Genomic DNA, 23,528 nt, shown 5'->3' with positions numbered 1-23,528 from the left:
CGGTGGTGGCGGAGCTTGGGGTGTCGATCCTCGTCAGCCGCGGGCGACCAGCGGCGGCCCCGAGCGCGAGTGGTCCGGATTCGCCGGTCGCGGGTCCGACGCGCGCGGACCGCGGAGTGCGCGGTAGCGCGAGGGCGGCATCCCGAAGTGGCGCGCGAACGCCTGCCGGAAGGCGTCGGTGCTGCGGAAGCCGGTGTCTCGCGCGATCGTCTCCACCGTCAGTCGCGTCGTCGCCAGCAGCCGTGCGGCGGCCTCACAGCGCAGCCGTCGGACCAGGCGGCCCGGCGGCGTCCCGAACTCGCTGACGAAGAGCCGCGTGAGGTGGCGGTTGCTGACGTTGACCCGTCGGGCCAGGGCGGCGGTGCCCAGGTCACCCGCCAGCTCCGCTCTGATGTGGTCCACGCACTCGCGGGCGAGGGCCGGACCGGCCTCGGCCAACTGGGGGGACCCGCCCGGGGCTGCGAGCCCGACCGGCCCGTCCGGCGGCAGCGCGAAGCTTCGCGCGACGGCGCGCGCGAGATCTGCCCCGAGGTCGTCCTCGACGAGCCTCCGCGCGAGGTCGACGGCCGCGCCGATCGCCTCCCGCGCACGGGCGTGCGGTGGGGGCGGTCGGTGGTGGGCGAGCGTCTCTGCGCCGTCCAGACGTCGCGCGGCCGCGAGCAGGGCGGCGCCAGCGCCGAGCGACGTGACACGTGCGGCGTCGCGGCCGACCCGCAGCACGTGGACCGGCGTGGACGGGTTCTCGGTGACGGCGGCCGCACCGCAGGCGACCACCAGCGTGTCGACGGGTCGCCGCAGGCGGTCGAGCGCCACGTCTGCGAGCAGCGCGACCCCCGCCTCCGTCCTCAGGACCGCGCCGCCCACCGAGGCGAGGAGCGGCTCGTACCGGGCCTCGGGCGCGAGCTGGTTCGCGACCTGGAGCGCGCGGGCGAGCGACGCGATCCCGAGCAGGTCCGTGGCCCGGTCGACCACCACGACCACGGTACGGCGCGGCCGCCGGTGTCGTGCTGACGCAGGCAGGTCCCGGCTGCTGCGGACGTCCTCCAGCGCGGCTTGCATGCTGACCACTCAACCGCCGACCGAGGGCCCAGGTCGTCGGACCACGGACGGAGATCGTTCTCCGACCCCAGGGGGAGGCGTCACCCGGCGGCGTGCGCGACGGTGGAGGCGTCACGACGACGAGAGGGGACGTGCGATGGCGTGCACGGTGACGGTCGACATGTTCGTGTCGGTCGACGGCTGGGCCGGCGGCGAGGGCCTGCCGGGATTCTTCGGATACCCCGGGCCGGACCTGGCCGCGTGGGACGCCGCCGAAGCGGCGGCCCCGCAGCGGGTGGTCATGGGACGACGGACGTACGAGGCGTTCGCGGCCCTGCCGAGCGAGGCGTGGGGAGAGACCTGGGACCTGGCGATGGGCCTGGAGAAGATCGTGTTCTCCACGACGTTGCGCGAGGTCCCGTGGCCGAACACCCGGGTGTGCGCGGACGACCTGCTGGACGAGGTGCGGACGATGAAGGCCGGCGACGGCACACCGATCCGTACGTGGGGGAGCCTCTCGCTCGCCCGGCAGCTGCTGAACGCCGGGCTGGTCGACACGCTCCGCCTGATGACCTTCCCGCTCACCGCGGGTGACGCCGGTCGCGACCCTGCCTTCAAGGACGTCGCCGCGGCCGATCTCGAGCTCGTCGGTCACCGCGTCCTGGACGACCGGATCGTCCTCACCGAGTACCGGCCCACCGGTAAGGACATCCCTCGCGCCTGACGTGCGTCGCGGGCCTACTCGGCGAGCGGGCTCAGGACCCGGACCTCGAGCTGCGGCGCGGCCGTCCGCAGCCGCCCGTGCCGCCACGCGGTGTGGATCGAGACCGCGGCGACGACGCAGCCCAGCGTCCCGAGGGCGAGGTCGCCCAGCGTGTCCGTGTAGGCGCCCTCCCGCTCCGTCGACTTGCTGAGGAAGGCGGCGAACTCCGCCAGCTCCCAGACGATCGCCGCCGTCGCGCCGAAGGCGAGGGCCCGCTCGACGGTCGCGCCAAGGCTGGCGGTGCGAGGGAGGGTCAGCAGGATCACGGCGGCCGCGAGCAGCCCGGTGTTCATGAAGTGCATCCAGTCGTCGAACCAGACGATGGTGTCGTACAGGTCCATCCGGTTGCCGAGGATGTCGGTGAAGCACGTGATGGTGATGAGGAAGTCCGCGAGCCACGGGAACGACGCCCGCTCCCGCCACCACACGTGCCACACCACCGGCACGGTGAAGGCGAGCATCGGGTACGCGATGGCGCGCGGGAGCGCACCCTTGTCCTCGAGGTTGCCGACCTCGGGGAACGCGAGCGCCGAGGCGAGCATCAGCACCAGCAGGATCTTGGCCGCGATGTCGAGACGCCGGAGCAGCGCGGGGACGGGATGCCGGACTTCGGCGACGTCGGTCATGCGCAGAGGCTAACCGAGGGGCGCCTCCGCTCCGCTCAGCCGGTCTGGTCGCTGTCCTTGTGCGCGCCCCACCCGTGCCAGCGCTCGACCTCGATCCAGGCACTGACGCGAGCGCGGTCGCGGTTCGTGTAGGCGTGGCCGGTGTAGTGCGTCGAGAGGCGGTCGATGTCGGCGAGGCCCTCGTCGTCCTTCATCTCGACGACCCGTCCCAGCACGGTCACGTGCGTGGCCCAGCCGTCCTCGGACAGGACGGTGAGGCTGACCCGCGGATCACGGCGCACGTGCTGCAGCCGGACGCGCGCCTCGTCCATGTTCACGAGGACGCGGCCGTCGTCCTCCCAGAGGTACCAGGTGGCGGTCGTGACCGGGGAGCCGTCCTTGCGCACGGTGGCGATGACGGCAGGGTTCGGTCGGCGCAGCAGGGCGATCGCGTCGTCGGGCAGCGGCGGCTTCGACACCGGGGGCTCCTTCGCTCGGGATGGGCGGTCCCTCGTCACGCTACTGCGCGGTCAGCCGCTCGTCGCGGCGGTCAGCCGCTCCTCGATGAGGGTGAGCGCCTGGCGCTGGGTGTCGTTCAGGACATCCGAGGTGTGCTCCAGGATGATCGCGACGTCCTCTCCGAGGTCGAGGGTGGACCCCGCCGCGAGGTGCTCGCGGACGGCAGGTGCCGCTGCGGCGACGATGTCGGCGGCGAGGCGGTCCGCCTCGGCGTACGGCGTCTGCTGGTCGAGAGCGTCGAAGCGGGCGTAGAGGTCGGCGGCGGCCGCCAGGAGTGCGGGGTCGGCGAGGCGCTCGTAGAAGCCCGCGAGCTCCGCCGTGCCCTCGTCTCCGGCGAGGTGCGCGAGCAGGATCGCCTGCTCCCGGTCGACCCGCGCGAGGACGGACGGGCCCGTGGCGGCGGCGAACAGCGCCGCGTACCGGCCGATCTCCGGAGGGAGGTCGGGCGCCGACCGGTCGAGACGCAGCCGCGCGATCAGCGCACGTCGCGCGGAGAGACGGTCGATCTCGGCGGCGAGCTCGTCGTCGAGCCGCTCCAGAAGGGCGTCGGCCTCGTCAGGGCGGTCGAGGACCTCCGGCAGGTCCTGCAGCGCGATCCCCAGCGCGGTGAGCCGCTTGACGCGCAGGACCCGCACGAGGTCGTGGACGTCGTACTCGCGGTAGCCGTTGGACGAGCGCGGCGGCTCCGGGAGGACGCCGACCTGGTGGTAGTGCCGCAGCGTGCGGACCGTCACCCCGGCGAGCGTCGCGAGCTCGTTGCTACGCATCCCACGTCACCTCGTCGCGGTCGACCGTCGGCTCCAGCGTACGCAGCGCGCGCGACCGCACCGCGACGAGCGCGGTGACCGCCCACAGCGCGGCGAGCGTGACGGCGGCCGCCTGGACGCCTCCGTACTCCGTCACGACCGCCGCCAGCACGAGGCCGACGGGAGCCGCCGCCGTGGCTGCGGCGTTCTGGGTGCCGAGAACGCGCCCACGCGCGGCGTCCGGGATCCGCTCCATCAGGAGCACGGTGAGCGAACCGTTGAGGAGCCCGCTCGAGGCGCCGACGACGAACGCGCCGGCGAACACCACCCACGGCGCGGCCAACGTCGCCATCACAGCGAACCCGAGCGTCGTCCCGAGCAGTCCGAGAAGCAGGATCCGCGCCCGCGACACACCCGTGCCGGCGACGGCGTACGCCGCGCTTCCCCCGAGCATCCCCACCGCGAGAGCGGTGAGCACGAAGCCGAGCAGCCCCGGCCGCCCGGCGAGGGTGAAGTGGACCGGCAGGACGAGTCCCTGGAACGCGGCGAGCATGAGCACGGAGACGGTGCTGACGGCGGTGACGGCGACGAGGAAGGGGCTGCGCGCGAGCGTTCGCAGGCCCTCCCGCAGGTCTGCGGTCGCGCTCCGCGGGCCCACGACCTCCTGGGGCTCCGCGACAGCGGCGCCGACGTCGCGAGGGAGGAGGAGGGTCGTGAGCGCGGCCGCGAGCGAGGTGGCGGCGGTGATCCACAGCACCGTCGCGCCGTCGAAGACCGTCATCAGCGTCCCCGCGACTGCTGGTCCGACCACGAGGGCGAACGCGGCGAGACCTTCCCGGAGACCGACGAGCCGCTCGGCGGAGATCCCGCCGTGCCGCACGACGGCCGGCAGCAGAGCCTCGCGTGCCGTCATGCCGGGCACGTCACCGAGGGACCCCACGACACCCAGGAGCACGAACCAGCCGAGCGACAGCCCCGTCACCAGGTCCACGACCGGCAGCGCCGCCACCGACGCGGCGGAGACAAGATCGGTGAGCACCGACGCCGTACGCCGGTCGATGCGGTCGATGACGACACCCATGAACACGCCCGCGAGCACCGCAGGCATCGCCGTCGCCGCCGCGACCACCCCGGCGCCGAGGGCGCTCCCGGTGGTCTGCAGGACGATCAGCGGCAGGGCGATGGCGGCGATCGCGTTGCCGAGCAGGGACAGGAACGACGAGGTGAGGTACGCGGCCGGGGCGAGGGTCATGCCTCGAGCGAAGACCATGACGCTACGTCGGGGTCAAACGCGCCGCCGTGACCCGGCCCGGCCACGAACCTCGATAACCACAGGAAAGGCGCGGTGCCGGTGCGCCACACTGAGCGCGTGCTCCTGACCGTCTCGACGACCCACCGGCCCGCGACCGACCTCGGCTACCTCCTCCACAAGCACCCCGACCGGGTGCAGGAGTTCCGGCAGTCGTTCGGCGTGGCCACCGTGTTCTACCCCGAGGCGACCGACGAACGCTGCACCGCCGCGCTGCTGCTCGACGTCGACCCGGTGCGGCTCGCCCGCTCCCGCGCGAAGGAGTCTCCCGACTTCACACTCGCGCAGTACGTCAACGACCGCTCGTACGCGGCGTCGTCCCTTCTCGGGGTCGCCATGGCGCACGTGTTCAGCACGGCGCGCAGCGGGCGCTGCACCTCCCGGCAGGAGCTGGCCGACCGCGCGATCCCGCTCGAGATCACGATCCCCGTCCTTCCCTGCCGCGGCGGTCCCGCGATCGCGCACCGTCTCTTCACCCCGCTGGGATGGACCGTGGAGGCGGAGGCGATCCCGCTCGACGAGCGCTTCCCGGAGTGGGGCGACTCCCGCTACGTCCGGCTGCGGCTGATCGGCGTCGTTCGGCTGGCCGATGCACTGAACCAGCTGCACGTGCTCCTGCCGGTGCTCGACGAGTCGAAGCACTACTGGCAGGGCCCCGACGAGGTCGACAAGCTCCTGCGCTCGGGCGAGGGGTGGCTGGCGACGCACCCGGACCAGGACCTCATCGCGCGCCGGTACCTGGGTCGTCGCGGCGCGTTGACCCGGATCGCCCTCGCACGCCTCGCGGAGCTGGGCGACGACGTCGAGGACGCAGTCACGCCCGCGGAGGACGAGGAGGCGCTCCAGCCCGAGGCGGCGCGGGCCCCGCTCAACACCCAGCGCCACGACGCGGTGCTCGAGACACTCCGCTCGCTCGGCGCCACGTCGGTCGTCGACCTCGGCTGCGGCCCCGGCCAGCTCCTCGCGCGGCTGATCGCGACACCGCCGTTCACCCGCGTCGCCGGCACCGACGTCTCTGCGCGGACGCTGCAGCACGCCGCGCGGCGGCTGCACCTCGACCGGATGAGCGAGCGTCAGGCGGAGCGCATCACGCTGCTCCAGAGCGCCCTCACGTACGAGGACGCGCGGATCGCGGGATACGACGCGGCGGTTCTCATGGAGGTCGTCGAGCACGTCGACCCGTCGCGGCTGGAGGCGCTCGAGCGCGTCGTCCTCGGTGCCGCGAGGCCGGGCGCGCTCCTCGTGACCACCCCGAACCGCGAGTACAACGTCCGGTACGAGGGGCTCAGCGGCATGCGTCACCCCGACCACCGGTTCGAGTGGGACCGGGCGGAGTTCGCCGCGTGGTCGGACCGGGTCGCCGCGACGTACGGCTACACCGTCGAGCGCCGTGGCATCGGCCACCACGACGAGGAGGTCGGCAGCCCGACCCAGATGGCCGTCTTCACCAGGAACGGGGGCGACAGCGATGAGTGAGGTCCGGGTCCCCGCACGCGGTCTGGTCGTCCTCGTCGGGGTGTCCGGCAGCGGCAAGTCGACCTTCGCCCAGGCGCACTTCAAGCCGACCGAGGTCGTGTCGAGCGACTTCTGCCGCGGCCTGGTCGCCGACGACGTGAACGACCAGTCCGCGACGCCCGACGCGTTCGACGTCCTGCACTACATCGTCGCGACCCGCCTCCGCCGCGGGCTGCTGACCGTCGTCGACGCCACCAACGTCCAGAAGGCATCCCGGGCGGAGCTCGTCGCGCTGGCCAAGCGCCACGACGTCCTCGTCGACGCGATCGTGCTCGACGTGCCCGAGCAGGTCGCGACCGAGCGCAACGCGCAGCGGCCCGACCGCGACTTCGGGCGCCACGTCGTCGCGCGCCAGAAGCGTGACCTCGACCGCTCGCTCCGCCGCCTCGGCAAGGAGGGCTTCCGGCGGGTGCACGTGCTGCGCGGGGACGAGCAGATCACGGCCGCCGAGATCGTGCGGGAGCGCCCCTGGAACGACCGCACCGACCTCCACGGACCCTTCGACGTCATCGGCGACGTTCACGGCTGTGCCTCCGAGCTGCGCACGCTGCTCACCGACCTCGGCTGGACGCTGCGGTACGACGGCGCCCAAGCCGTCGGCGCGTCGCACCCGGAGGGGAGGACCGCCGTCTTCGTCGGTGACCTTGTCGACCGCGGTCCCGACACCCCCGGAGTGCTCCGCCTGGTCATGGGAATGGTCGCCGACGGAGAAGCACTGTGCGTGAGCGGCAACCACGAGGCGAAGCTCGTCCGCGCACTCCGCGGATCCAAGGTCACCGTCGCCCACGGGCTCGCCGAGTCGCTCGAGCAGTTCGACGGCGAGAGCAACGACTTCCGCAAGGCCGCCCTCGCCTTCATGGACGGTCTCATCGCCCACTACGTCCTCGATGACGGGCGGCTCGTCGTCGCGCACGCGGGGCTGAAGGAGGCGTACCACGGGCGATCGTCGGGGCGGGTGCGCGCGTTCGCGCTGTACGGCGACACGACCGGGGAGACCGACGAGTACGGTCTGCCCGTCCGCTACCCGTGGGCGCAGGAGTACCGAGGTCGGGCGACGGTGGTCTACGGCCACACGCCGGTGCCGCGGGCAGAGTGGGTCAACAACACGATCTGCCTCGACACCGGCGTCGTGTTCGGCGGGGAGCTCACCGCCCTGCGCTATCCCGAGCGCGAGATCGTCTCGGTCCCGGCCGAGCAGGAGTGGTACGCGCCGGCGCGCCCGCTGGCGCCGGTCGGCGACGGCAGGGAGCCGCTTGCGCTGTCGATCGACGATGTCGCGGGGACGCGGTGGCTCGAGTCCCCGCACGCGGGGAAGGTGAAGATCCCCGAGGAGAACGCCGCGGCGGCGCTCGAGATCATGAGTCGGTTCGCCGTCGACCCGCGTTGGCTGGTCTATCTCCCGCCGACGATGTCGCCCGCCTCAACCTCGCGGCTCGACGGATACCTCGAGCACCCCGCGCAGGCGTTCGACGAGTACGCCGCGTGGGGCGTGACGCACGTCGTGTGCGAGGAGAAGCACATGGGCTCGCGGGCGATCGCCGTCCTCGCCCAGGACGAGGAGACCGCCGAGCGCCGGTTCGGCATCGGCGACGGCTCCACCGGTGCGGTCTACACCCGCACCGGGCGCCCGTTCCTCGCCGACACGCGCCCGCTCGTCGACCGGCTGCGCGAGGCGGCGTCGCCGCTGTTCGCGTCCCTGGAGACGGACTGGCTCGCGCTCGATGGCGAGCTGCTCCCGTGGTCGGCGAAGGCGCAGGACCTCATCACCTCCCAGTACGCCTCCGTCGGCGCTGCCGCCCGTCACGCGCTGCCCGCGGTGGTGTCCGTCCTCGAGCGGACCGCCGGGCGGGGGCTGGACGTCGCGCGTCTGACGGAGCACGCGCGACGGCGACTCGCGAACGCGGAGGCGTTCAGCGAGGCGTACGCGGCGTACTGCCGTCCGACCGACGGCCTCGACGGCATCACGTACGCGCCGTTCCAGGTCCTGGCCGTCGAGGGCCGGACGCTCGCCTCGACGGAGCCGCACCCCTGGCACCTCGCCGAGCTCGGCCGGCTCGATGCCGCGCTGATCACCCCCACGCGTCACCGCCTCGTCGCCCTGGCCTCGCCGCAGGAGCGTGCCGCGGCGGTCGACTGGTGGCAGGAGCTCACGGCGGGCGGGGGAGAGGGCATGGTCGTGAAGCCCGCCCACCACGTCGAGGGGCGACGGGTGCAGCCCGGCCTCAAGGTGCGCGGCCCGGAGTACCTGCGGATCGTCTATGGACCCGACTACACCGATGCGCTCGACGTGCTCCGCGACCGCAACCTCGGCAAGAAGCGCCAGCTCGCCCTGCGCGAGCACGGGCTGGGCCTGGACGCGCTGGACGGCTTCGTCGACGGGGAGCCCCTGTGGCGCGTGCACCAGCGGGTGTTCGCGGTGCTGGCGCTCGAGTCGGAGCCCGTCGACCCCCGTCTGTAGCGGACCCGAGCCCGGACCGAGCCGCAACGCGCATGCGGACCGGCGCCCAGCGCCGTACCTTCACTCCAAGGTCTCGGCCTCCCGTCAGAAGGGATCCCTACCGTGAGCGACTCCGACACTGCGGCCACCGCTGCCGACACGGCCCCGCCGGCGTACGCCCTCGCGGCCGAGGACGCCGTCGCCCAGGTGGGCTCCGACGCGACGACGGGGCTCAGCTCCGCCGAGGCGTCGGCGCGGCTCGCGTCGTACGGGCCGAACGAGATCGCTGCGGAGAAGCCCCCGACGGTCTGGGCGATCGCCGCGCTGCAGCTGCGCGACCCGATGAACCTGATGCTCGTGGCGGTCGTCGTCGTCAGCCTCCTGATCGGGGAGGTCCCGACGGGGATCGTCGTCGCCCTGCTCGTCCTCCTCAACCTCGTGCTCGGCACCCGCCAGGAGCTCACCGCGCGGGCGAGCGTGGACGCGCTGGCGAAGATCCAGGTCCCGCAGGCGCGCGTCGTCCGCGACGGCGAGCAGCGGCTGGTGCCGGCGACCGAGGTGGTCCCCGGCGACGTCGTCCAGGTGGAGGCGGGTGACATCGTCCCGGCGGACGGACGCATCCTCCGCTCGGCGACGCTCGAGGCGCAGGAGGCGGCGCTGACGGGGGAGAGCGCGCCGATCGCCAAGGACGCCCGGGCGCTGCCGTCGGCCGACGTCCCGCTCGGGGACCGCACCAACATGCTCTTCCAGAACACGTCGGTCACGCGCGGCACGGGCGCCCTCGTCGTGACCGCGACCGGCATGCAGACCCAGATGGGGCAGATCGCCACGATGCTGACCTCGGTGACCCGCACGCGGTCCCCGCTGCAGAAGGAGCTCGATGCGCTGACCAAGGTCCTCGGGATCGTGGCGTGGGGTGCCGTCGCGGTCATCGTCGTCGTCGGCCTCCTGCGCGGCATCCCGGGCAAGGACCTGCTGCTGCTCGGCACGGCGATGGCGATCTCGGCGATCCCCACGGGCATGCCGGCGTTCGTCTCGGGTCTGCTCTCGCTCGGCGCGAAGCAGCTCGCCGAGGCGAAGGCGGTGGTGAAGAACCTGACCGACGTCGAGACCCTCGGGGCCACCAGCGCGATCAACACCGACAAGACCGGGACGCTCACGCTCAACCAGATGATGGTCTCAACCCTGTACGCCGCGGGCTCGTGGTTCACCGTCGAGGGGGAGGGCTACCGCAAGACCGGCGAGATCCGCGGCGTCGCCGGCACCCCCACGCCCGACTTCACGCGGCTCGGTCTCGGGCTGGTCCTCGACAGCGACGCGGTGGTCGGCGACGACCAGACGGTGATCGGCGACCCGACGGAGGCGGCTCTGGTCGTGCTCGCTGCGAAGCTGGGGATCGACGCGGACGAGACGCGGCGTGCCTACCCGCGTCTGGCAGAGGTCCCGTTCGACTCCGACTACAAGTTCATGGCGACGTTCCACCGCGTCCGGCTCGACGACGCCGAGCACGTCGTCGCCCTCGTGAAGGGCGCCCCGGACGTCGTCCTCGCCCGCTGCAGCACCGCCGGTGGTCCGCTCAGCGGCTCGGCCGTCCCGATCGCCGAGGCACGCGACGGGATCACCGAGGCCAACCAGCGCATGGGGGAGAAGGGCCTGCGGGTGCTCGCGTTCGCAGTGCGCGTCATCGACGACGCCGACCTGGGGCGGATGACCACCGACCCCATGGCGCTCGTCTCCGACCTGGGTTTCGTCGCCCTCGCCGGCATCATCGACCCGCTGCGCGCCGAGGCCAAGGACGCCGTACGCGTCGCGCTGGCCGCGGGCATCGACGTCCGCATGATCACCGGCGACCACGCCGTGACGGCCCGCGCGATCGGTGAGGACCTCGGGCTCGGGCCCGGCGCGATCAGCGGGACGGAGCTGCAGGCGCTGAGCGACGAGGAGCTGAAGCACCGGCTGCCGGAGCTGCACGTCTTCGGACGGGTCACGCCTGAGGACAAGCTCCGGCTCGCCCGCGCGATGCAGGAGGAAGGACTCATCGTCGCGATGACCGGCGACGCGGTGAACGACGCCGCGGCGCTCAAGCAGGCCGACATCGGCGTCGCGATGGGGAGCGGGAGCGAGGTCACCAAGCAGGCCGGCCGCATGATCCTCACCGACGACAACTTCGGCACGCTCGTCCACGCCGTCGAGATCGGGCGCCGGGCGTACGACAAGGTCGTCGCCTACGTGCGCTTCCAGATGACGCAGCTGCTGGCGCTCGTCCTGATGTTCCTCGCCGCGACCGTCTTCGACATCAACGACGGCGTCGCCATGCGCCCGTCGATGGTGCTGTTCCTGCTGTTCTTCGCGACCGCGGTCGGCGTCGTGGTGATCGCGGTCGACCCCGGTGATCCCGACGTCATGCACCGGCCGCCCCGCGACCCCGCGCTCACGATCTCCAACCGTCGCGCGGTGACGCAGTGGCTCGTGTACGCGGCGGCGCTGTTCGTCGCCGGGCTGCTGCCCCTCGTCGCGGGGCCCGACGAGCCGCGGACGGACACCGCCTCCGTGTCGATGACGATGACCTTCGTGGTGATGGGGCTGGGCACGGCTTTCAACGCGGTGGTCAACCGGCGCGATCCCACGAGCGGACTCGCCCCGCCGGTCCTCAAGGCGGCGGGGATCGCGCTGGTGACGGTCACGGCGCTGTTCCTCGCGACGCAGCTCCCCACCCTGCGCACCGGCCTGGGCGCGGTGGCGCTCACGCCGCGGGAGTGGCTGGTCTGCGCCGGGCTCGCGGCGCTCCTGCCGCTGGTCGTCGAGGTGGGCAAGGCGATCCGTCGGCGGCGGACCGGCGGCCCCGCGACCCTCGACGCCGCGTCGGTGGTGTCGCCGGTCCGCGCGCTGCCGGGCTGACCGCGGAAACCGCCTCGGCGGCCGCGGCCCCGCCGTACGATGCAGGGAGCCCGCACGGGGGTGCGGGCCTGGCTCTGACTGGATGGCGATGTGATCAGGTCCGACGAGCTCCGTGCCCTTCCGCTGTTCGACGGGATGCCGGACGCGCAGCTGGAGGAGCTCGTCGCGCTCGGCGACGAGGTGGCGATCGAGCCCGGCGAGGTGCTGTTCCGCGAGGGTGAGGATGCCGACGCCTGGTGGCTCCTCGTGGACGGCGTCATCGCGCTGTCGCGTCGCGTGGGCCGGGAGGAGACCATCGTCCGGCGGATGGAGGTCCCGGGTCAGTGGGCCGGCGGCTTCCGCGCGTGGGACGCCCACGGCCGCTACCTCGCGACCGGTCGTGGTGAGCGCCCCGGGCGCCTTCTGCGCGTCCCGTCGGAGGTCCTCGGGGACCGGTCCCGCGTCTGGTTCCCGTTCGCCGCGCACCTCATCGAGGGCGTCTACAGCACCGCCCGCAGCATCGAGTCCACCGCTCGGCACCGCGAGTCGCTGCTCACGCTCGGCACGCTCGCGGCCGGGCTCGCGCACGAGATCAACAACCCGGCCGCTGCCGCGACCCGCGCGGTCGACGCGCTCGAGGAGACGGCCGCGCAGGTGCTGGCGTCGTTCGTCGCGCTGGCCGAGCACGGGGTCTCGCCGGCAGCGCTCGCCGCGACCGACGGGCTGCGCCAGGAGCTGGAGCCGGCGAGCGACGTCGACGCGCTCGCGCGAGCCGACGCCGAGGACGCACTGGCGGACTGGCTGGACGAGCGGGGCGTCGAGGACGGGTGGCAGCTGTCCGCGCCCCTCGCGGCCGCGGGAGCCGACGTCGCGTGGTGCGAGCGGGTCGCGGAGGCGGTGGGCCCGGCCGCGCTGGGCGGCGCCCTCGCGTGGGTGGCGAGCGCGGCCGAGACCGCGGCGCTGCTCGCCGAGGTCAAGGGCGCGACCCACCGCATCTCGAGCCTGGTGTCCGCGGTCCGGTCGTACTCGCAGGTCGACCGAGGACCGACGCAGGAGGCGGACCTCACCGAAGGGATCGAGAGCAGCCTGATCATGCTCGGGCACCGGTTGCGCGACGGCGTCGCGGTGTCCCGGGACTACGCGCCCGACCTGCCTCGCGTGGAGGCGAACGTCGCGGAGCTCAACCAGGTCTGGACCAACGTCATCGCCAACGCCGTCGACGCGATGGACGGCGCCGGCGAGCTCGCGATCGCGGTGCGGTCCGACGGCGAGCACATCGTCGTGACCTTCGCGGACTCGGGACCCGCGGTCGACGACGAGGTGCTCGCACGGGCGTTCGACGCGTTCTACACGACGAAGGACGTCGGCGAGGGCGCGGGCCTCGGCCTCGACATCGCGCGGCGCGTCGTCGAGGAGCGGCACGCCGGCACCATCGCGCTCACCCGCGAGGGAGACCGGACCGTCGTGAGGGTGACGCTCCCGGTCCACGGGCGACCCGGCTGATCACCTGTCGGCGGCCAGCAGGTCGGCGGGGGAGGACAGCGTGCCGCGTACGGCGGTGGCCGCCGCCACGAGCGGAGAGACGAGGTGCGTACGCCCGCCCTTGCCCTGACGCCCCTCGAAGTTGCGGTTGGACGTCGACGCGCTGCGCTCGCCGGCGCCGAGTCGGTCGGCGTTCATCCCCTGGCACATCGAGCACCCGGCGCCCCGCCACTCGGCCCCGGCCTCGGTGAACACGACGTCGATCCCCTCCGCCTCGGCCTGGAGCCGGATGCGAGCGGACCCCGGGACGACGAGAGCGCGGGTGTGGTCGGCGACGCGGCGGCCCTCGAGCACCGCGGCCGCCGCGCGGAGGTCCTCGATCCGGCCGTTGGTGCACGACCCGATGAAGACGGTGTCGATCGCGACGCTGCGCAGGGGAGTGCCGGGCTCGAGTGCCATGTAGTCCAGCGCCCGGACGGCGGCAGCCCGCTCGTGCGGGTCGGCGAAGTCGTCCGGGGACGGGACGACCGCGCCGAGCGGCACGCCGTGCGACGGGTTCGTGCCCCACGTGACGAAGGGCGTCATGCGGGACGCGTCGAGCACGATCTCCGCGTCGAAGACGGCGTCGTCGTCGGTCCGCAGGGTCCGCCAGTATTCCTCGGCGGCGTCCCACTCCGGGCCGGTCGGCGCCTCCGGGCGCCCTCGCAGGTAGTCGAACGTCGTCTCGTCGGGGGCGATCATGCCGGCTTTGGCGCCCCACTCGACCGACATGTTGCACAGCGTCATCCGCGCCTCCATGGAGAGCGCCTCGATCGCGGAGCCGCGGTACTCGACCACGTGCCCCGCACCTGCGCCGGTGCCGGTCGACGCGATCAGGGTGAGGGCGAGGTCCTTGGCGGTCACGCCGTCGGGCAGCACCCCGTCGACGGTGACCGCCATCGTCCTCGGGCGGGCCTGCCACAGCGTCTGCGTGGCGAGGACGTGCTCGACCTCGCTCGAGCCGATGCCGAACGCCAGGACGCCGAACGCGCCGTGGGTCGAGGTGTGCGAGTCGCCGCAGACGATCGTCATGCCCGGCTGCGTGAGCCCGAGCTGGGGACCGACCACGTGGACGATGCCCTGGTCGAGGTCGCCGAGCGGGTGGAGCCGGATGCCGAACTCTGCGCAGTTGCGGCGCAGCGTCTCGATCTGGGTCCGCGAGAGCAGGTCGGCGATCGGCCGGTCGAGGTCGGTCGTCGGCACGTTGTGGTCCTCCGTGGCCAGCGTCAGGTCTGGCCGGCGCACCGTCCGTCCCGCCAGCCGGAGGCCGTCGAAGCCCTGGGGCGACGTGACCTCGTGCAGCAGGTGGAGGTCGACGTAGAGCAGGTCGGGCTCGCCGTCGGCACGGCGTACGACGTGGGCGTCCCAGATCTTCTCGCTGAGCGTACGAGGCACGTCGCGAGGATATACGATCCGGACTCAGACGAGCTTGGGGAACGACACCAGGATGCCGCTGAGGACGAGGCAGCCGACGATCCCCAGCGTGAGCAGCGCCCACTGGCTGCGCCGGTCGCGCATGCGTCCGGCCAGCGCGCCGAAGAACAGCACGGCCGCGAACGCGATGGTCAGCGCGGTGTAGTTGTCGCCCCGCTGGTTGTTGCGCAGTGCCTCCCGGAACTTCGCGTCGGCGCGGGCGTCGGACGCCTCGGCCTGGGCGGTCTCGGGGATGGCGTACTCGGGCAGCGCGAACGGGGACGCGGCGGCGTCCGGGTTCTGCAGCGGACGACTGGCGATCCACACCGGGAAGGCGGTCTTCAGCGGCTCGGGGAAGCGCTGCTCGAGGAAGTCGGCGAGCTGGGTGTCGCCCTGCTGGTAGGCCGACAGCCACTGCGAGAAGAGCTGCACCTGGATCGTCTGCTTGCGGTTGGCGTCCGCGTCGAGGCGGCTCGCCTCGATCCGCGCGGTCGACGCCTGGCTGAACGCGATCGACATCGCGCCGCTCCACTTGCTCGCCTGGAAGCCCGTCCACGCGGTGAGGATGGCGGTGACGGACAGCAGGACGACGGTCACCAGCTCGCGCCAGTCGGTCCTGTCGTGCGTGGTGGCCCGCGCGTCCATGGTCGGAGTATGTCGGAGCCTCAGGCTTCCTGCCCGGCCACCACGTCGCCGAGCCAGCGGCGGAGCTCCGTCGCCAGCGCCACCGGAGCGTCGAGCTGGACCAGGTGCCCGGCGTCGGGGACCACCGTCAGCGTGCTGCCCGGGATCGCCTGGTGGAGCCGGTCGGCGCGGTCCGGCGGGATCCACGTGTCCTCGGCGCCCCACACCACGTGCGTCGGGATGGCAACGTCGCCCCAGCGCGGCTCGAGCTCGGCAGTGTGGCGCTCGTCGGCCTGGGCGATCTGGCGGTAGAACGCGGCCTGTCCCTCGGGGCCGCACCACGGCTCGGCGAGCATCGCCGTCGCCGCCGGGGTGAGGCCGACGTGGCTGGCGGTCGCGAGGTACGCCTCGAGCGCGCCGCGGTGGACGGCGGGGGGAAGCTGGGCGAACACGTCGGCGTGCTCCTTGACCAGCCGGAAGAAGGGCGACCCCCACGGGCGCAGCGCCACGACGTCGACCAGGCAGAGGGACGCGTACGACGCTCCGTGCAGGAGATGGGCGCGCAGCGCCACCGCGCCTCCGATGTCGTGCGCGACGACGTGCGGGCGGTCGAGGCCCCAGTGCTGGAGCAGCGCCACGAACGCCTCACCCTGCACGCCGAGGTCCACGGCGTGGTCGGCGTCCTTCGACGAGACGCCGTAGCCCGGCATGTCCCACAGGTGCACCGTGAAGTCCGTCCCGAGCGCGTCGGCGTACGGCTGCCACAGCGCGGACGACCACGGTGTTCCGTGACACATCACCACGGGTGGCCCGCTCCCCACCGTGCGCCACGCGATCCGACGTCCCTGCCACGAGAGCTCTCCGTCCTGCGTCATGCCTCCAGCCTGTCAAGCGCCTCCGCCGCACGGGCATAGCGGCCGCTGACACGCCGGAACGCCACCGCGAGCTCGGGCGGACCGTCGACGGTGAAGTCGGCGTCGAGCATGCCGAGCCAGAGCGCGAGCTGGTCGGGGGAGTCCGAGCCGACGTGGGCGATGCAGGTCGTCGCGTCCACCTCCTCGACGATCACCGCCGGAGGGACCCGCGCGATGATGCGGTCCGCGGGGGCGCACACCCGTGCCCGCGCACGGACCTGCCACTGCGCGGTGCCGAGCGAGCGCTCGACGAACCCGACCAGGTCGCCCTCGGGCTCGTCGCGCGGGGTGAACCGGCGGCCGTTGGGGACCCGCAGGCGCATCCGGTCCACCCGGAACGTACGCCAGCCCTGGCGGTCGACGTCCCATGCCGGCAGGTACCAGCGGCCGCGGGTGTGGACCAGCCGGTACGGCTCCGCGGTGCGGCGGCCCTCGGTCCCGTCGCGGGCCGTGTAGTCGAACCGCAGGCCCTCGTGGCGTCGTACGGCGTCGGCGATCGCGGTCAGCACGTCGACGGCGACGGCCGCGGCCTGGGGCGTCACCGCGACGGTGGCGTCGACCAGGGCGTCGAGGCGGTGCTGGACCCGGTGGGGGAGCGTCTGCTCGAGCTTCGCCAGCGCCCGGAGGGACGTCTCCTCGAACCCGGTCACGCCGCCGGCCGCGGTGTGCAGCGCGATCGCGACGGCGAGCGCCTCCTCGTCGTCCAGCAGGAGCGGCGGCACGTCGGCGTCGGCACCGAGCCGGTAGCCGCCCGCGACACCGGGGGTGGCGTCGACCGAGTAGCCGAGACCACGGAGGCGCTCGACGTCCGAGCGGATCGTGCGGGTGCTCACGCCGAGCCGGTCGGCCAGCTGGGGGCCGCTCCATCCCCGCTGCGACTGGAGCAGCGAGAGGAGGCGCAGAAGGCGCGCGGACGTCGAGATCACGGTCCTATCCTGCCTCCGATCGCGGAAGGAAGTCTTCCGCAAGCCTTCGTACCGTCGGGAGATGGACGACAACGCAGCACTCCGGCCGTACCGGATCGACGTCCCCCAGAGCGACGTCGACGACCTCCACGACCGCCTCCGGCGCACGCGGTGGCCTGACTACCCCTCGGGCTCCGACTGGAGCCGTGGGGTGCCGCCCGACTACCTCCGCAGCCTCGCGGACTACTGGCGCGAGGACTTCGACTGGCGTGCACAGGAGGCGCGGCTGAACGAGATCCCGCAGTACACGACGACGATCGACGGGCAGGACGTCCACTTCTTCCACGTCCGCTCGCCGGAGCCAGGGGCGATGCCGCTGGTGATGACCCACGGGTGGCCGAGCTCCTCGCTGGAGTTCCTCGAGGTGATCGGGCCGCTCACCGACCCCACGGCGTACGGCGGTGACGCCGCGGACGCGTTCGAGCTGATCCTGCCTTCGATGCCGGGGTACGGCCTGTCCGCGCCGGTCAGCGAGGCCGGCTGGGGCAACCTCTTCCGTGTGGCGCAGGCGTGGTCCGAGCTGATGCGACGGCTCGGCTACGAGCGGTACGCCGTCCAGGCGACCGACGCCGGCGCGGGGGTCGCGGGGATGCTCGCGATGATCGACCCGCAACGCGTGGTCGGCGTCCACCTCACCGGGACGACCGCGGGCATGCCGTTCGGGCCGCCGCTCGACGTCGAGGAGTTCGAGGGCGAGGACCGCGAGCGCGCCGAGCGCTACAACGCGTACCAGCAGGACGGGATCGGCTACCTGCACCTGCAGGCGACGCGCCCGCAGACCCTGTCGTACGCGCTGTCGGACTCCCCGGTCGCGCAGCTGGCCTGGATCGTCGAGAAGTTCAAGGAGTGGACCGACCCGGCCGCCGAGCTCCCCGAGGACGCGGTCGACCGTGACCAGCTCTTGACCAACGTCAGCCTCGCGTGGTTCAACCGCGCCGGCTCGTCCTCGGCGCACGCGACCTATGAAGGCATGCAGGCGTGGCGGCAGATTCTCGCTGCCCAGGACTCGGGCGGGCACGTCGGCAGTTCCGACGACGGCGAGGCGCCGGCGGGGCCGCCGACCGGGTACGCGGTGTTCGCCGCCGACACGACGATCCGTTCGGTCGCCGACCCGGACGGGCAGGTCGCGCACTGGTCGACGTTCGACACCGGCGGGCACTTCCCGGCGATGGAGGTCCCCGAGCTGCTGGTCGAGGACGTGCGGACGTTCTACCGGCCGCTGCGGTAGCCGCCCGGACCCGGGCGGCGCGGGGGAGTAGGCTGGGCAACTCCTCAGACAAGCAGAGAGGTTGTCCTGCGTGCAGATCCAGCGTCACGCCCTCGCCGACCAGGCCTCCGCCGCCCTGCTCGACCGCATCCGCGCGGGCGAGTGGCCGCTCGGCCACAAGCTGCCGGGCGAGACCACGCTCGCCGCTCAGCTGGGGGTCGGCCGCTCGACCGTGCGCGAGGCGGTGCGCGAGCTCGCCGGCAAGGGCGTGCTCCAGTCCCGCCAGGGCGCGGGGGTGTTCGTCACCGCGACCGACGTCCCGGAGGACTGGGACGCGGTCCTGCGCCGTGCCGGGATCGCGGCGGTGATCGAGGCCCGCATGGCGATCGAGGCGGAGGCCGCGGCGCTGGCCGCCGTACGACGGACGCCCGCCGACCTGCGCGCGCTACGACGTGCCCTGCGCGGACGGGCGGTGGAGGGACCGTCGCTCGAGCGGGGTGCGATCGCGGCGCACGTCGACGCGGACATGGCGTTCCACCGGGCCGTCGTCGTGGCGGCGCACAACGAGGTGCTCGTCGAGCTCTTCGACGGCTTCGTGCCACGACTGCGTACGGCGATGGTCGACATGCTGCGCATCCGGCCGCTGCCGTCGGAGGAGGCCGACCACGCGGCCCACGTGGCGCTCGTCGACGCCGTCGCCGCGCGCGACGCCCGCGCCGCCGCCGACCACAGCCGCACCCACCTCGCCTCGCTCAAGGAGGCGCTCGCGTGACCGGCACCGTTCCCGTGGTCGCCCTCGACCGCGTCACGTTCCGTCGCGGGGACACGCAGATCCTCCATGGCATCGACCTCACGGTGCGGACGGGGGAGCACTGGGCGCTGCTCGGGCCCAACGGCGCGGGCAAGAGCACGGTGCTGGGCTTCTGCGGGGCGCTCACCCACCCGACGACCGGCACGGTGCACGTGCTCGGCGAGCGGCTCGGCCGCGTCGAGCTGCAGGAGCTGCGGCGCCACATCGGTCATGTCAACCCGCGCCACCCGTTGCGGTCGCCGCTCACCGTCCGCGACGTCGTCCTCACCGGCGCGACGGGCACGATCGAGCTTCCGCTGCGCTGGGTGCCGGACCGCGCGCTGGTCGCCGAGGCGGAGGAGCTGATCGCCGAGGTGGGCCTCGCCGAGCGGGTCGACGCCCGGTGGCCGACCCTCTCGCAGGGCGAGCGCGGGCGGACGCTCCTCGCGCGGGCGCTGCTGCCGAGGCCGCGCCTCCTGCTCCTCGACGAGCCGTCCACCGGACTCGACGTCGCGGCGCGCGAGCAGCTCCTCACGACGGTCGACGACCTGGCGCGCACCCGTCCCGAGGTGGCGACGATCCTCGTGACGCACCACCTCGAGGAGCTGCCCTCGTCGACGACGCACGCTCTCCTGATCGCCCGCGGGCGCACCGTGGTGAGCGGGGACGCGACCGAGGTGATCACGACCGCGCACGTCAGCGCGGCGTTCGAGCACCCGATCCACGTCGGCCGTGCCGAGGGACGGTGGAGCGCCCGGGCTGGACGACCGCCACGAGGTCGCACGCCGGCGCCGATGACGGCTTAGGCGTCAGGCGCCAGACGGGTCGTTCGGCGCCTCACCCGCCGGAGCGTTCGAGGACGGCTCGCTGTCCTGGTCGTCGTCGTCCACCACCGCCCCACGGTCGGACGCGTCGCCGGTGCCGTGGACGTCGGCATCGGCCGAGGACCGGATCTCGTCCGTCTCGGGAGCGTCGTCGTTGATCGCCTCGTCGGGGCCGACGTCGAGGGGTTCGTTGGATGCGTTCGTCATGGGGACCTCCTGGACGGAGGACTACCCGCTGCGAGGCGTCACAATCCTGCCCGCGCCCGGGTGGTCCACGCCGTGGCCGTGAGGGTGAACGGTGCGTCGGGAAGCCGGGCGCGGCAGCTCTCCCGCACCGCGGCCACGCCGTCCGCATCGAGTCCGGCGACGTAGGACCCGGCGGGACCGACGCCGAGGGTGAACGGTTCCCACCACGCGTCGAACGTCGGGAACGCGACCTCGACGGTCAGCGCCCCCGCGTCGATCCGGGTGAACCCGGCCTCCGAGAACAGCTCGGCCAGGTGGCCTTCGCGGGTGCCCGCGAGACCCGACTCGTCAGGTGCGCCCGGGTCGACGTCGTGGACGGCCTGCCAGAAGGCAGCCAGCGGTCCCGTGCCGCCCTCGTGGTCCCAGACGCACGCCGCGACCCACGCGTCCCGGGCGGCGACGCGTCCCATCTCGCGCAGCCCTGCCACCGGGTCGGCCATGAAGTGGACGACGAGCTGGGCGAGGACGGCGTCGAAGTCCCCGTCGGAGAACGGGAGGTCCTCCGCGGGCGCACGGTGGACGTCGACCGCGGGGAGGCGCTCGTGGAGGGCGCGGACGAACGGCTCAGACGGGTCGACCGCCGCGACGGCGCCCTCACCGACGACGGCCGCGAGCCGTGCCGTCAGCGCGCCCGGGCCGCACCCCACGTCGAGCGCCCGCCGACCTCTCTCGAGGTCGGCGAGCCGGACGAACGCGTCGGCGAGCGGCTCGGAGAACCGTCCCATGAACCGCTGGTAGGACGTGGCGGCGACGTCGAAGGACATGTTCCGAATCTAGGACGCGGCGCCGCTCCTGGCCGCCGTCCTTGCCTCTCGCATGGCGACGAAGTGGGGGTTGGTCATGATCCCCAGGATGTTGCCGAACGGGTCGACGACCGACGCGGTCACGAACCCGCTGCCGTCGCCCTGCTCGGTGACGGGCAGGTGCGGCGTGGCGCCGAGGGCGAGGAGGCGGTCGAGCGAGGCCGCCAGGTCGTCGACGTGCCAGTAGGCGACGACTCCCGCCGGGCCCGACGGGCGGTCGGCAGGGGCGTACCGGGCGTCGATGATGCCGAGCTCGTCCTCGTCGTCGCCGATCCGGAACTCGACGTACGCCGGTGCCTCCTCGCGGGGAAAGGCGTAGTAGGCGTCGATGCCGAGCACCTCGGCGTACCAGGCGCGAGCGGCGACGACGTCGTCGGCGTAGAGGCTGAGGGTGGCGAGTCCGCGAAGCATGGTGTGGTCCTCTCGTCGTGTTGGTGAGAACCATGCTTCCGCTCAAAGTGCTCACCAACTGAGCACTTTTTTTGCGAGACTCGAGACATGCGCGCGGACCGGCTCGTCGCCACCCTCCTGCTCATGCAGTCACGCGGCCGCGTCACCGCCTCCGAGCTCGCCTCCGAGCTGGAGGTCTCGGTGGCGACCGCCCGCCGTGACCTGGAGGCGCTCTCCGCCGCAGGGGTCCCGGTCTACGCCCAGCCTGGGCGGCACGGCGGTTGGTCGCTCGTCGGCGGTGCTCGGACGGACCTCAGCGGGCTCACCGCCTCCGAGGCGCGTGCGCTCTTCCTGCTCGCCGGCCCGGCCGCCGGCGGCGCGCCCGAGCTGCGGTCGGCGCTGCGCAAGCTGGTCCGCGCGCTGCCGCAGACGTTCCGCGCCGACGCTGAGGCCGCGGCCGAGGCGGTCCACGTCGACGCGACCCCGTGGGGCGGCACGGATCGGCCGCGTCCTGCGCTCGTCGACCGGCTCCAGGACGCGGTCGTCCGGCGGCGGCGGGTCCGTCTCGTCTACGACGGCCGCGACGGCCCGTCGGAGCGGACGGTCGATCCCTGGGGTCTGGTCGACAAGGACGACCGCTGGTACCTGGTCGCGGGCACGGCCCGTGGCCGACGGACGTTCCGCGTGGACCGGGTGCGGGCGGCCGAGGTCACCGAGGAGCCGGCGGAGCGCCCGGACGACCTCGCGCTGGAGGACGCCTGGGCCGACGTCGTCGCGACGATGGAGCAGCGTCGCTCGCTCGTGTCCGCGGTCGTCCGGGTCGACGCCCGCTTCGTGCCGATCCTGCGCGACCACTTCGGTCGGCACTGCGCGCCCGAGGAACCCGGCCCGGACGGGGCCGTACGGGTCCGGGTCGCCGCGCACACGGCGGAGTCGGTCGCCGAGCAGCTCGCGGGGTGGGGATCACGGGTCCAGGTCGTCGAGGGCGATGCCGTCCGCGCCGCGCTGGCGCGCATCGGCGCGGAGCTCGTGGCGCAGTACGCCGACCGGCGATATTCCGCGCGCGCTGACGGCCTGCCGCCCGGTACGGTCCGGCGGTGAGCACCGCACGCGACATCCTCGGAGACCGGAGCCTGCCGCCCGGTTTCGCCCATCCGCACGCCTCGGAGGAGGCGCGCCGCATCGCCGAGGACGGGTTGATCCTGCGCACGCAGGTCGGCTCCGGCGTCCACGGCACCGCGGTGGACGGGCAGGACGACCGTGACGAGATGGGGATCTGCCTCGAGCCCGCGGCGTACGTCACGGGGCTTGCGCGGGTGCCCGGCGGTGTCGACGCCGAGATCCAGGTGGCCTTCGAGCAGTACGAGCGCCACACCGTGTGGGACCGTCCCGGCGGTCTCGCCAACCGGTCCGGCGCGGGCGACCTCGACGTCATCGTCTACTCGGCGCGGAAGTGGTGCCGTCTCGCGCTCGCGGGCAACCCGACGGTGCTCCTGGTCCTCTTCGTCCCCGACGAGGAGGTCGTCTTCCGCGACGAGGCCGGCTCCGAGCTGGTCGACAACGCCGACCGTTTCGTCTCCAAGTTCGCCGCGCAACGGTTCCTCGGGTACCTCCGGGCCCAGCGCGCGGCGATGACGGGCGAGGTCGGCGCTCACACCAACCGGCCCGAGCTCGTGGCGGCGCACGGCTACGACACGAAGTACGCCATGCACGCGCTGCGGCTCGGCATGCAGGGTGTCGAGCTGCTGACGGCGGGCCGCATCACGCTCCCCGTGCCGGAGCCCGGCGGCGGCCTCCTGCGGTCGGTACGGCGTGGCGAGGTGCCGCTGGACGAGGTGCTCGCGGCGATCGGTGAGGCCGAGGCCCGGCTCGCCGCCCTGGCGCGCAGCGCTGACGTCCCGGACGAGCCCGACCGGACGTGGGCCGACGCGTGGCTGCACCGCAGCCACCTGGCGTACTGGGAACGGCGTGCGGCCGCCTGACGCGGCTCAGGCGTGTCACAACCAGCGGGTCGGTCTCGTC

22 protein-coding genes are annotated in these 23,528 nt (G+C 73.3%); 10 read left to right on the top strand and 12 right to left on the bottom strand.

Annotation, left to right across the window (positions count from 1 at the left end):
• Window positions 1-33: 33 nt before the first annotated feature.
• The gene (locus ACQSSQ_RS11085) at window positions 34-1,059 is read right to left on the bottom strand and encodes a GlxA family transcriptional regulator (RefSeq protein ID WP_431327140.1); all 1,026 of its coding nucleotides are present in this window, start codon (window positions 1,057-1,059) and stop codon (window positions 34-36) included.
• A 136-nt stretch (window positions 1,060-1,195) separates the two neighbouring features.
• Between ACQSSQ_RS11085 and ACQSSQ_RS11080 the strand changes: the two genes are divergently transcribed.
• Window positions 1,196-1,762, top strand: a complete 567-nt coding sequence (locus ACQSSQ_RS11080) for a dihydrofolate reductase family protein (protein WP_431327139.1) — start codon at window positions 1,196-1,198, stop codon at window positions 1,760-1,762.
• A gap of 14 nt (window positions 1,763-1,776) precedes the next feature.
• Here ACQSSQ_RS11080 and ACQSSQ_RS11075 read toward each other — a convergent pair whose 3' ends face one another.
• The 4 genes from ACQSSQ_RS11075 to ACQSSQ_RS11060 are packed head-to-tail and all read right to left on the bottom strand — an operon-like array spanning window position 1,777 to window position 4,923.
• Window positions 1,777-2,427, bottom strand: coding sequence for a DUF2238 domain-containing protein (locus tag ACQSSQ_RS11075; RefSeq protein ID WP_431327138.1), 651 nt, complete (start codon window positions 2,425-2,427; stop codon window positions 1,777-1,779).
• A gap of 35 nt (window positions 2,428-2,462) precedes the next feature.
• Window positions 2,463-2,885, bottom strand: a complete 423-nt coding sequence (locus ACQSSQ_RS11070; RefSeq protein WP_431327137.1) for a PPOX class F420-dependent oxidoreductase — start codon at window positions 2,883-2,885, stop codon at window positions 2,463-2,465.
• Between the two features lie 51 nt (window positions 2,886-2,936).
• Entirely contained in the window at window positions 2,937-3,692 is a 756-nt protein-coding gene (locus ACQSSQ_RS11065) for a helix-turn-helix domain-containing protein (protein ID WP_431327136.1), read from the bottom strand.
• Window positions 3,685-4,923 carry an MFS transporter gene (locus tag ACQSSQ_RS11060; protein ID WP_431327135.1) on the bottom strand — a complete coding sequence of 413 codons (1,239 nt, stop codon included), beginning with the start codon at window positions 4,921-4,923 and terminating at the stop codon, window positions 3,685-3,687. The genes ACQSSQ_RS11065 and ACQSSQ_RS11060 overlap by 8 nt, the downstream gene beginning before the upstream one ends.
• Window positions 4,924-5,040: 117 nt before the next feature.
• On the opposite strand from ACQSSQ_RS11060, the gene ACQSSQ_RS11055 reads away from it, so the two are divergent.
• The 4 genes from ACQSSQ_RS11055 (at window position 5,041) to ACQSSQ_RS11040 (ending at window position 13,312) form a co-directional block, all read left to right on the top strand.
• A complete protein-coding gene (locus ACQSSQ_RS11055; RefSeq protein WP_431327134.1) occupies window positions 5,041-6,456 on the top strand; it encodes a 3' terminal RNA ribose 2'-O-methyltransferase Hen1 in 1,416 nt (471 codons plus the stop codon).
• Window positions 6,449-8,953 (top strand): polynucleotide kinase-phosphatase, encoded by a 2,505-nt coding sequence (locus tag ACQSSQ_RS11050; protein ID WP_431327133.1) that lies wholly within the window; start codon window positions 6,449-6,451, stop codon window positions 8,951-8,953. The genes ACQSSQ_RS11055 and ACQSSQ_RS11050 overlap by 8 nt, the downstream gene beginning before the upstream one ends.
• 102 nt (window positions 8,954-9,055) lie before the next feature.
• Entirely contained in the window at window positions 9,056-11,830 is a 2,775-nt protein-coding gene (locus ACQSSQ_RS11045; RefSeq protein WP_431327132.1) for a cation-translocating P-type ATPase, read from the top strand.
• 90 nt (window positions 11,831-11,920) lie between these two features.
• Window positions 11,921-13,312, top strand: coding sequence for a sensor histidine kinase (locus tag ACQSSQ_RS11040; protein WP_431327131.1), 1,392 nt, complete (start codon window positions 11,921-11,923; stop codon window positions 13,310-13,312).
• Here the strand turns inward: ACQSSQ_RS11040 and leuC are convergent, their stop codons facing one another.
• The 4 genes from leuC to ACQSSQ_RS11020 are packed head-to-tail and all read right to left on the bottom strand — an operon-like array spanning window position 13,313 to window position 17,207.
• Window positions 13,313-14,725, bottom strand: coding sequence for a 3-isopropylmalate dehydratase large subunit (gene leuC, locus ACQSSQ_RS11035; RefSeq protein ID WP_431327130.1), 1,413 nt, complete (start codon window positions 14,723-14,725; stop codon window positions 13,313-13,315).
• Between the two features lie 24 nt (window positions 14,726-14,749).
• Window positions 14,750-15,388, bottom strand: coding sequence for a hypothetical protein (locus tag ACQSSQ_RS11030; protein WP_431327129.1), 639 nt, complete (start codon window positions 15,386-15,388; stop codon window positions 14,750-14,752).
• A gap of 20 nt (window positions 15,389-15,408) precedes the next feature.
• Window positions 15,409-16,242, bottom strand: a complete 834-nt coding sequence (locus tag ACQSSQ_RS11025; protein WP_431327128.1) for an alpha/beta fold hydrolase — start codon at window positions 16,240-16,242, stop codon at window positions 15,409-15,411.
• Window positions 16,239-17,207 carry a helix-turn-helix transcriptional regulator gene (locus ACQSSQ_RS11020; protein ID WP_431327127.1) on the bottom strand — a complete coding sequence of 323 codons (969 nt, stop codon included), beginning with the start codon at window positions 17,205-17,207 and terminating at the stop codon, window positions 16,239-16,241. The genes ACQSSQ_RS11025 and ACQSSQ_RS11020 overlap by 4 nt, the downstream gene beginning before the upstream one ends.
• A gap of 61 nt (window positions 17,208-17,268) precedes the next feature.
• On the opposite strand from ACQSSQ_RS11020, the gene ACQSSQ_RS11015 reads away from it, so the two are divergent.
• The 3 genes from ACQSSQ_RS11015 to ACQSSQ_RS11005 all read left to right on the top strand — a co-directional run bounded on the left by ACQSSQ_RS11015 (window position 17,269) and on the right by ACQSSQ_RS11005 (window position 20,049).
• A complete protein-coding gene (locus ACQSSQ_RS11015) occupies window positions 17,269-18,474 on the top strand; it encodes an epoxide hydrolase family protein (RefSeq protein ID WP_431327126.1) in 1,206 nt (401 codons plus the stop codon).
• A 70-nt stretch (window positions 18,475-18,544) separates the two neighbouring features.
• The gene (locus tag ACQSSQ_RS11010; RefSeq protein ID WP_431327125.1) at window positions 18,545-19,225 is read left to right on the top strand and encodes a FadR/GntR family transcriptional regulator; all 681 of its coding nucleotides are present in this window, start codon (window positions 18,545-18,547) and stop codon (window positions 19,223-19,225) included.
• Entirely contained in the window at window positions 19,222-20,049 is an 828-nt protein-coding gene (locus ACQSSQ_RS11005) for an ABC transporter ATP-binding protein (protein ID WP_431327124.1), read from the top strand. The genes ACQSSQ_RS11010 and ACQSSQ_RS11005 overlap by 4 nt, the downstream gene beginning before the upstream one ends.
• A gap of 3 nt (window positions 20,050-20,052) precedes the next feature.
• Here ACQSSQ_RS11005 and ACQSSQ_RS11000 read toward each other — a convergent pair whose 3' ends face one another.
• The 3 genes from ACQSSQ_RS11000 to ACQSSQ_RS10990 are packed head-to-tail and all read right to left on the bottom strand — an operon-like array spanning window position 20,053 to window position 21,527.
• Complete coding sequence (locus tag ACQSSQ_RS11000) at window positions 20,053-20,274, bottom strand: hypothetical protein (RefSeq protein ID WP_431327123.1); 222 nt, start codon at window positions 20,272-20,274, stop codon at window positions 20,053-20,055.
• A gap of 38 nt (window positions 20,275-20,312) precedes the next feature.
• Window positions 20,313-21,077, bottom strand: a complete 765-nt coding sequence (locus tag ACQSSQ_RS10995; protein WP_431327122.1) for a class I SAM-dependent methyltransferase — start codon at window positions 21,075-21,077, stop codon at window positions 20,313-20,315.
• A 9-nt stretch (window positions 21,078-21,086) separates the two neighbouring features.
• Window positions 21,087-21,527, bottom strand: coding sequence for a VOC family protein (locus ACQSSQ_RS10990; protein ID WP_431327121.1), 441 nt, complete (start codon window positions 21,525-21,527; stop codon window positions 21,087-21,089).
• Window positions 21,528-21,614: 87 nt separating this feature from the next.
• Between ACQSSQ_RS10990 and ACQSSQ_RS10985 the strand changes: the two genes are divergently transcribed.
• Window positions 21,615-22,607: a helix-turn-helix transcriptional regulator gene (locus ACQSSQ_RS10985; RefSeq protein ID WP_431327120.1), complete on the top strand. Its 993-nt coding sequence runs from the start codon at window positions 21,615-21,617 to the stop codon at window positions 22,605-22,607.
• Complete coding sequence (locus ACQSSQ_RS10980) at window positions 22,604-23,488, top strand: DNA polymerase beta superfamily protein (RefSeq protein WP_431327119.1); 885 nt, start codon at window positions 22,604-22,606, stop codon at window positions 23,486-23,488. The genes ACQSSQ_RS10985 and ACQSSQ_RS10980 overlap by 4 nt, the downstream gene beginning before the upstream one ends.
• Window positions 23,489-23,528 lie beyond the last annotated feature (40 nt).

Source organism: Mumia spirodelae, from assembly GCF_050632745.1.
Lineage (GTDB): Bacteria > Actinomycetota > Actinomycetes > Propionibacteriales > Nocardioidaceae > Mumia.
This window is presented reverse-complemented; position numbering and strand designations above follow the sequence as displayed.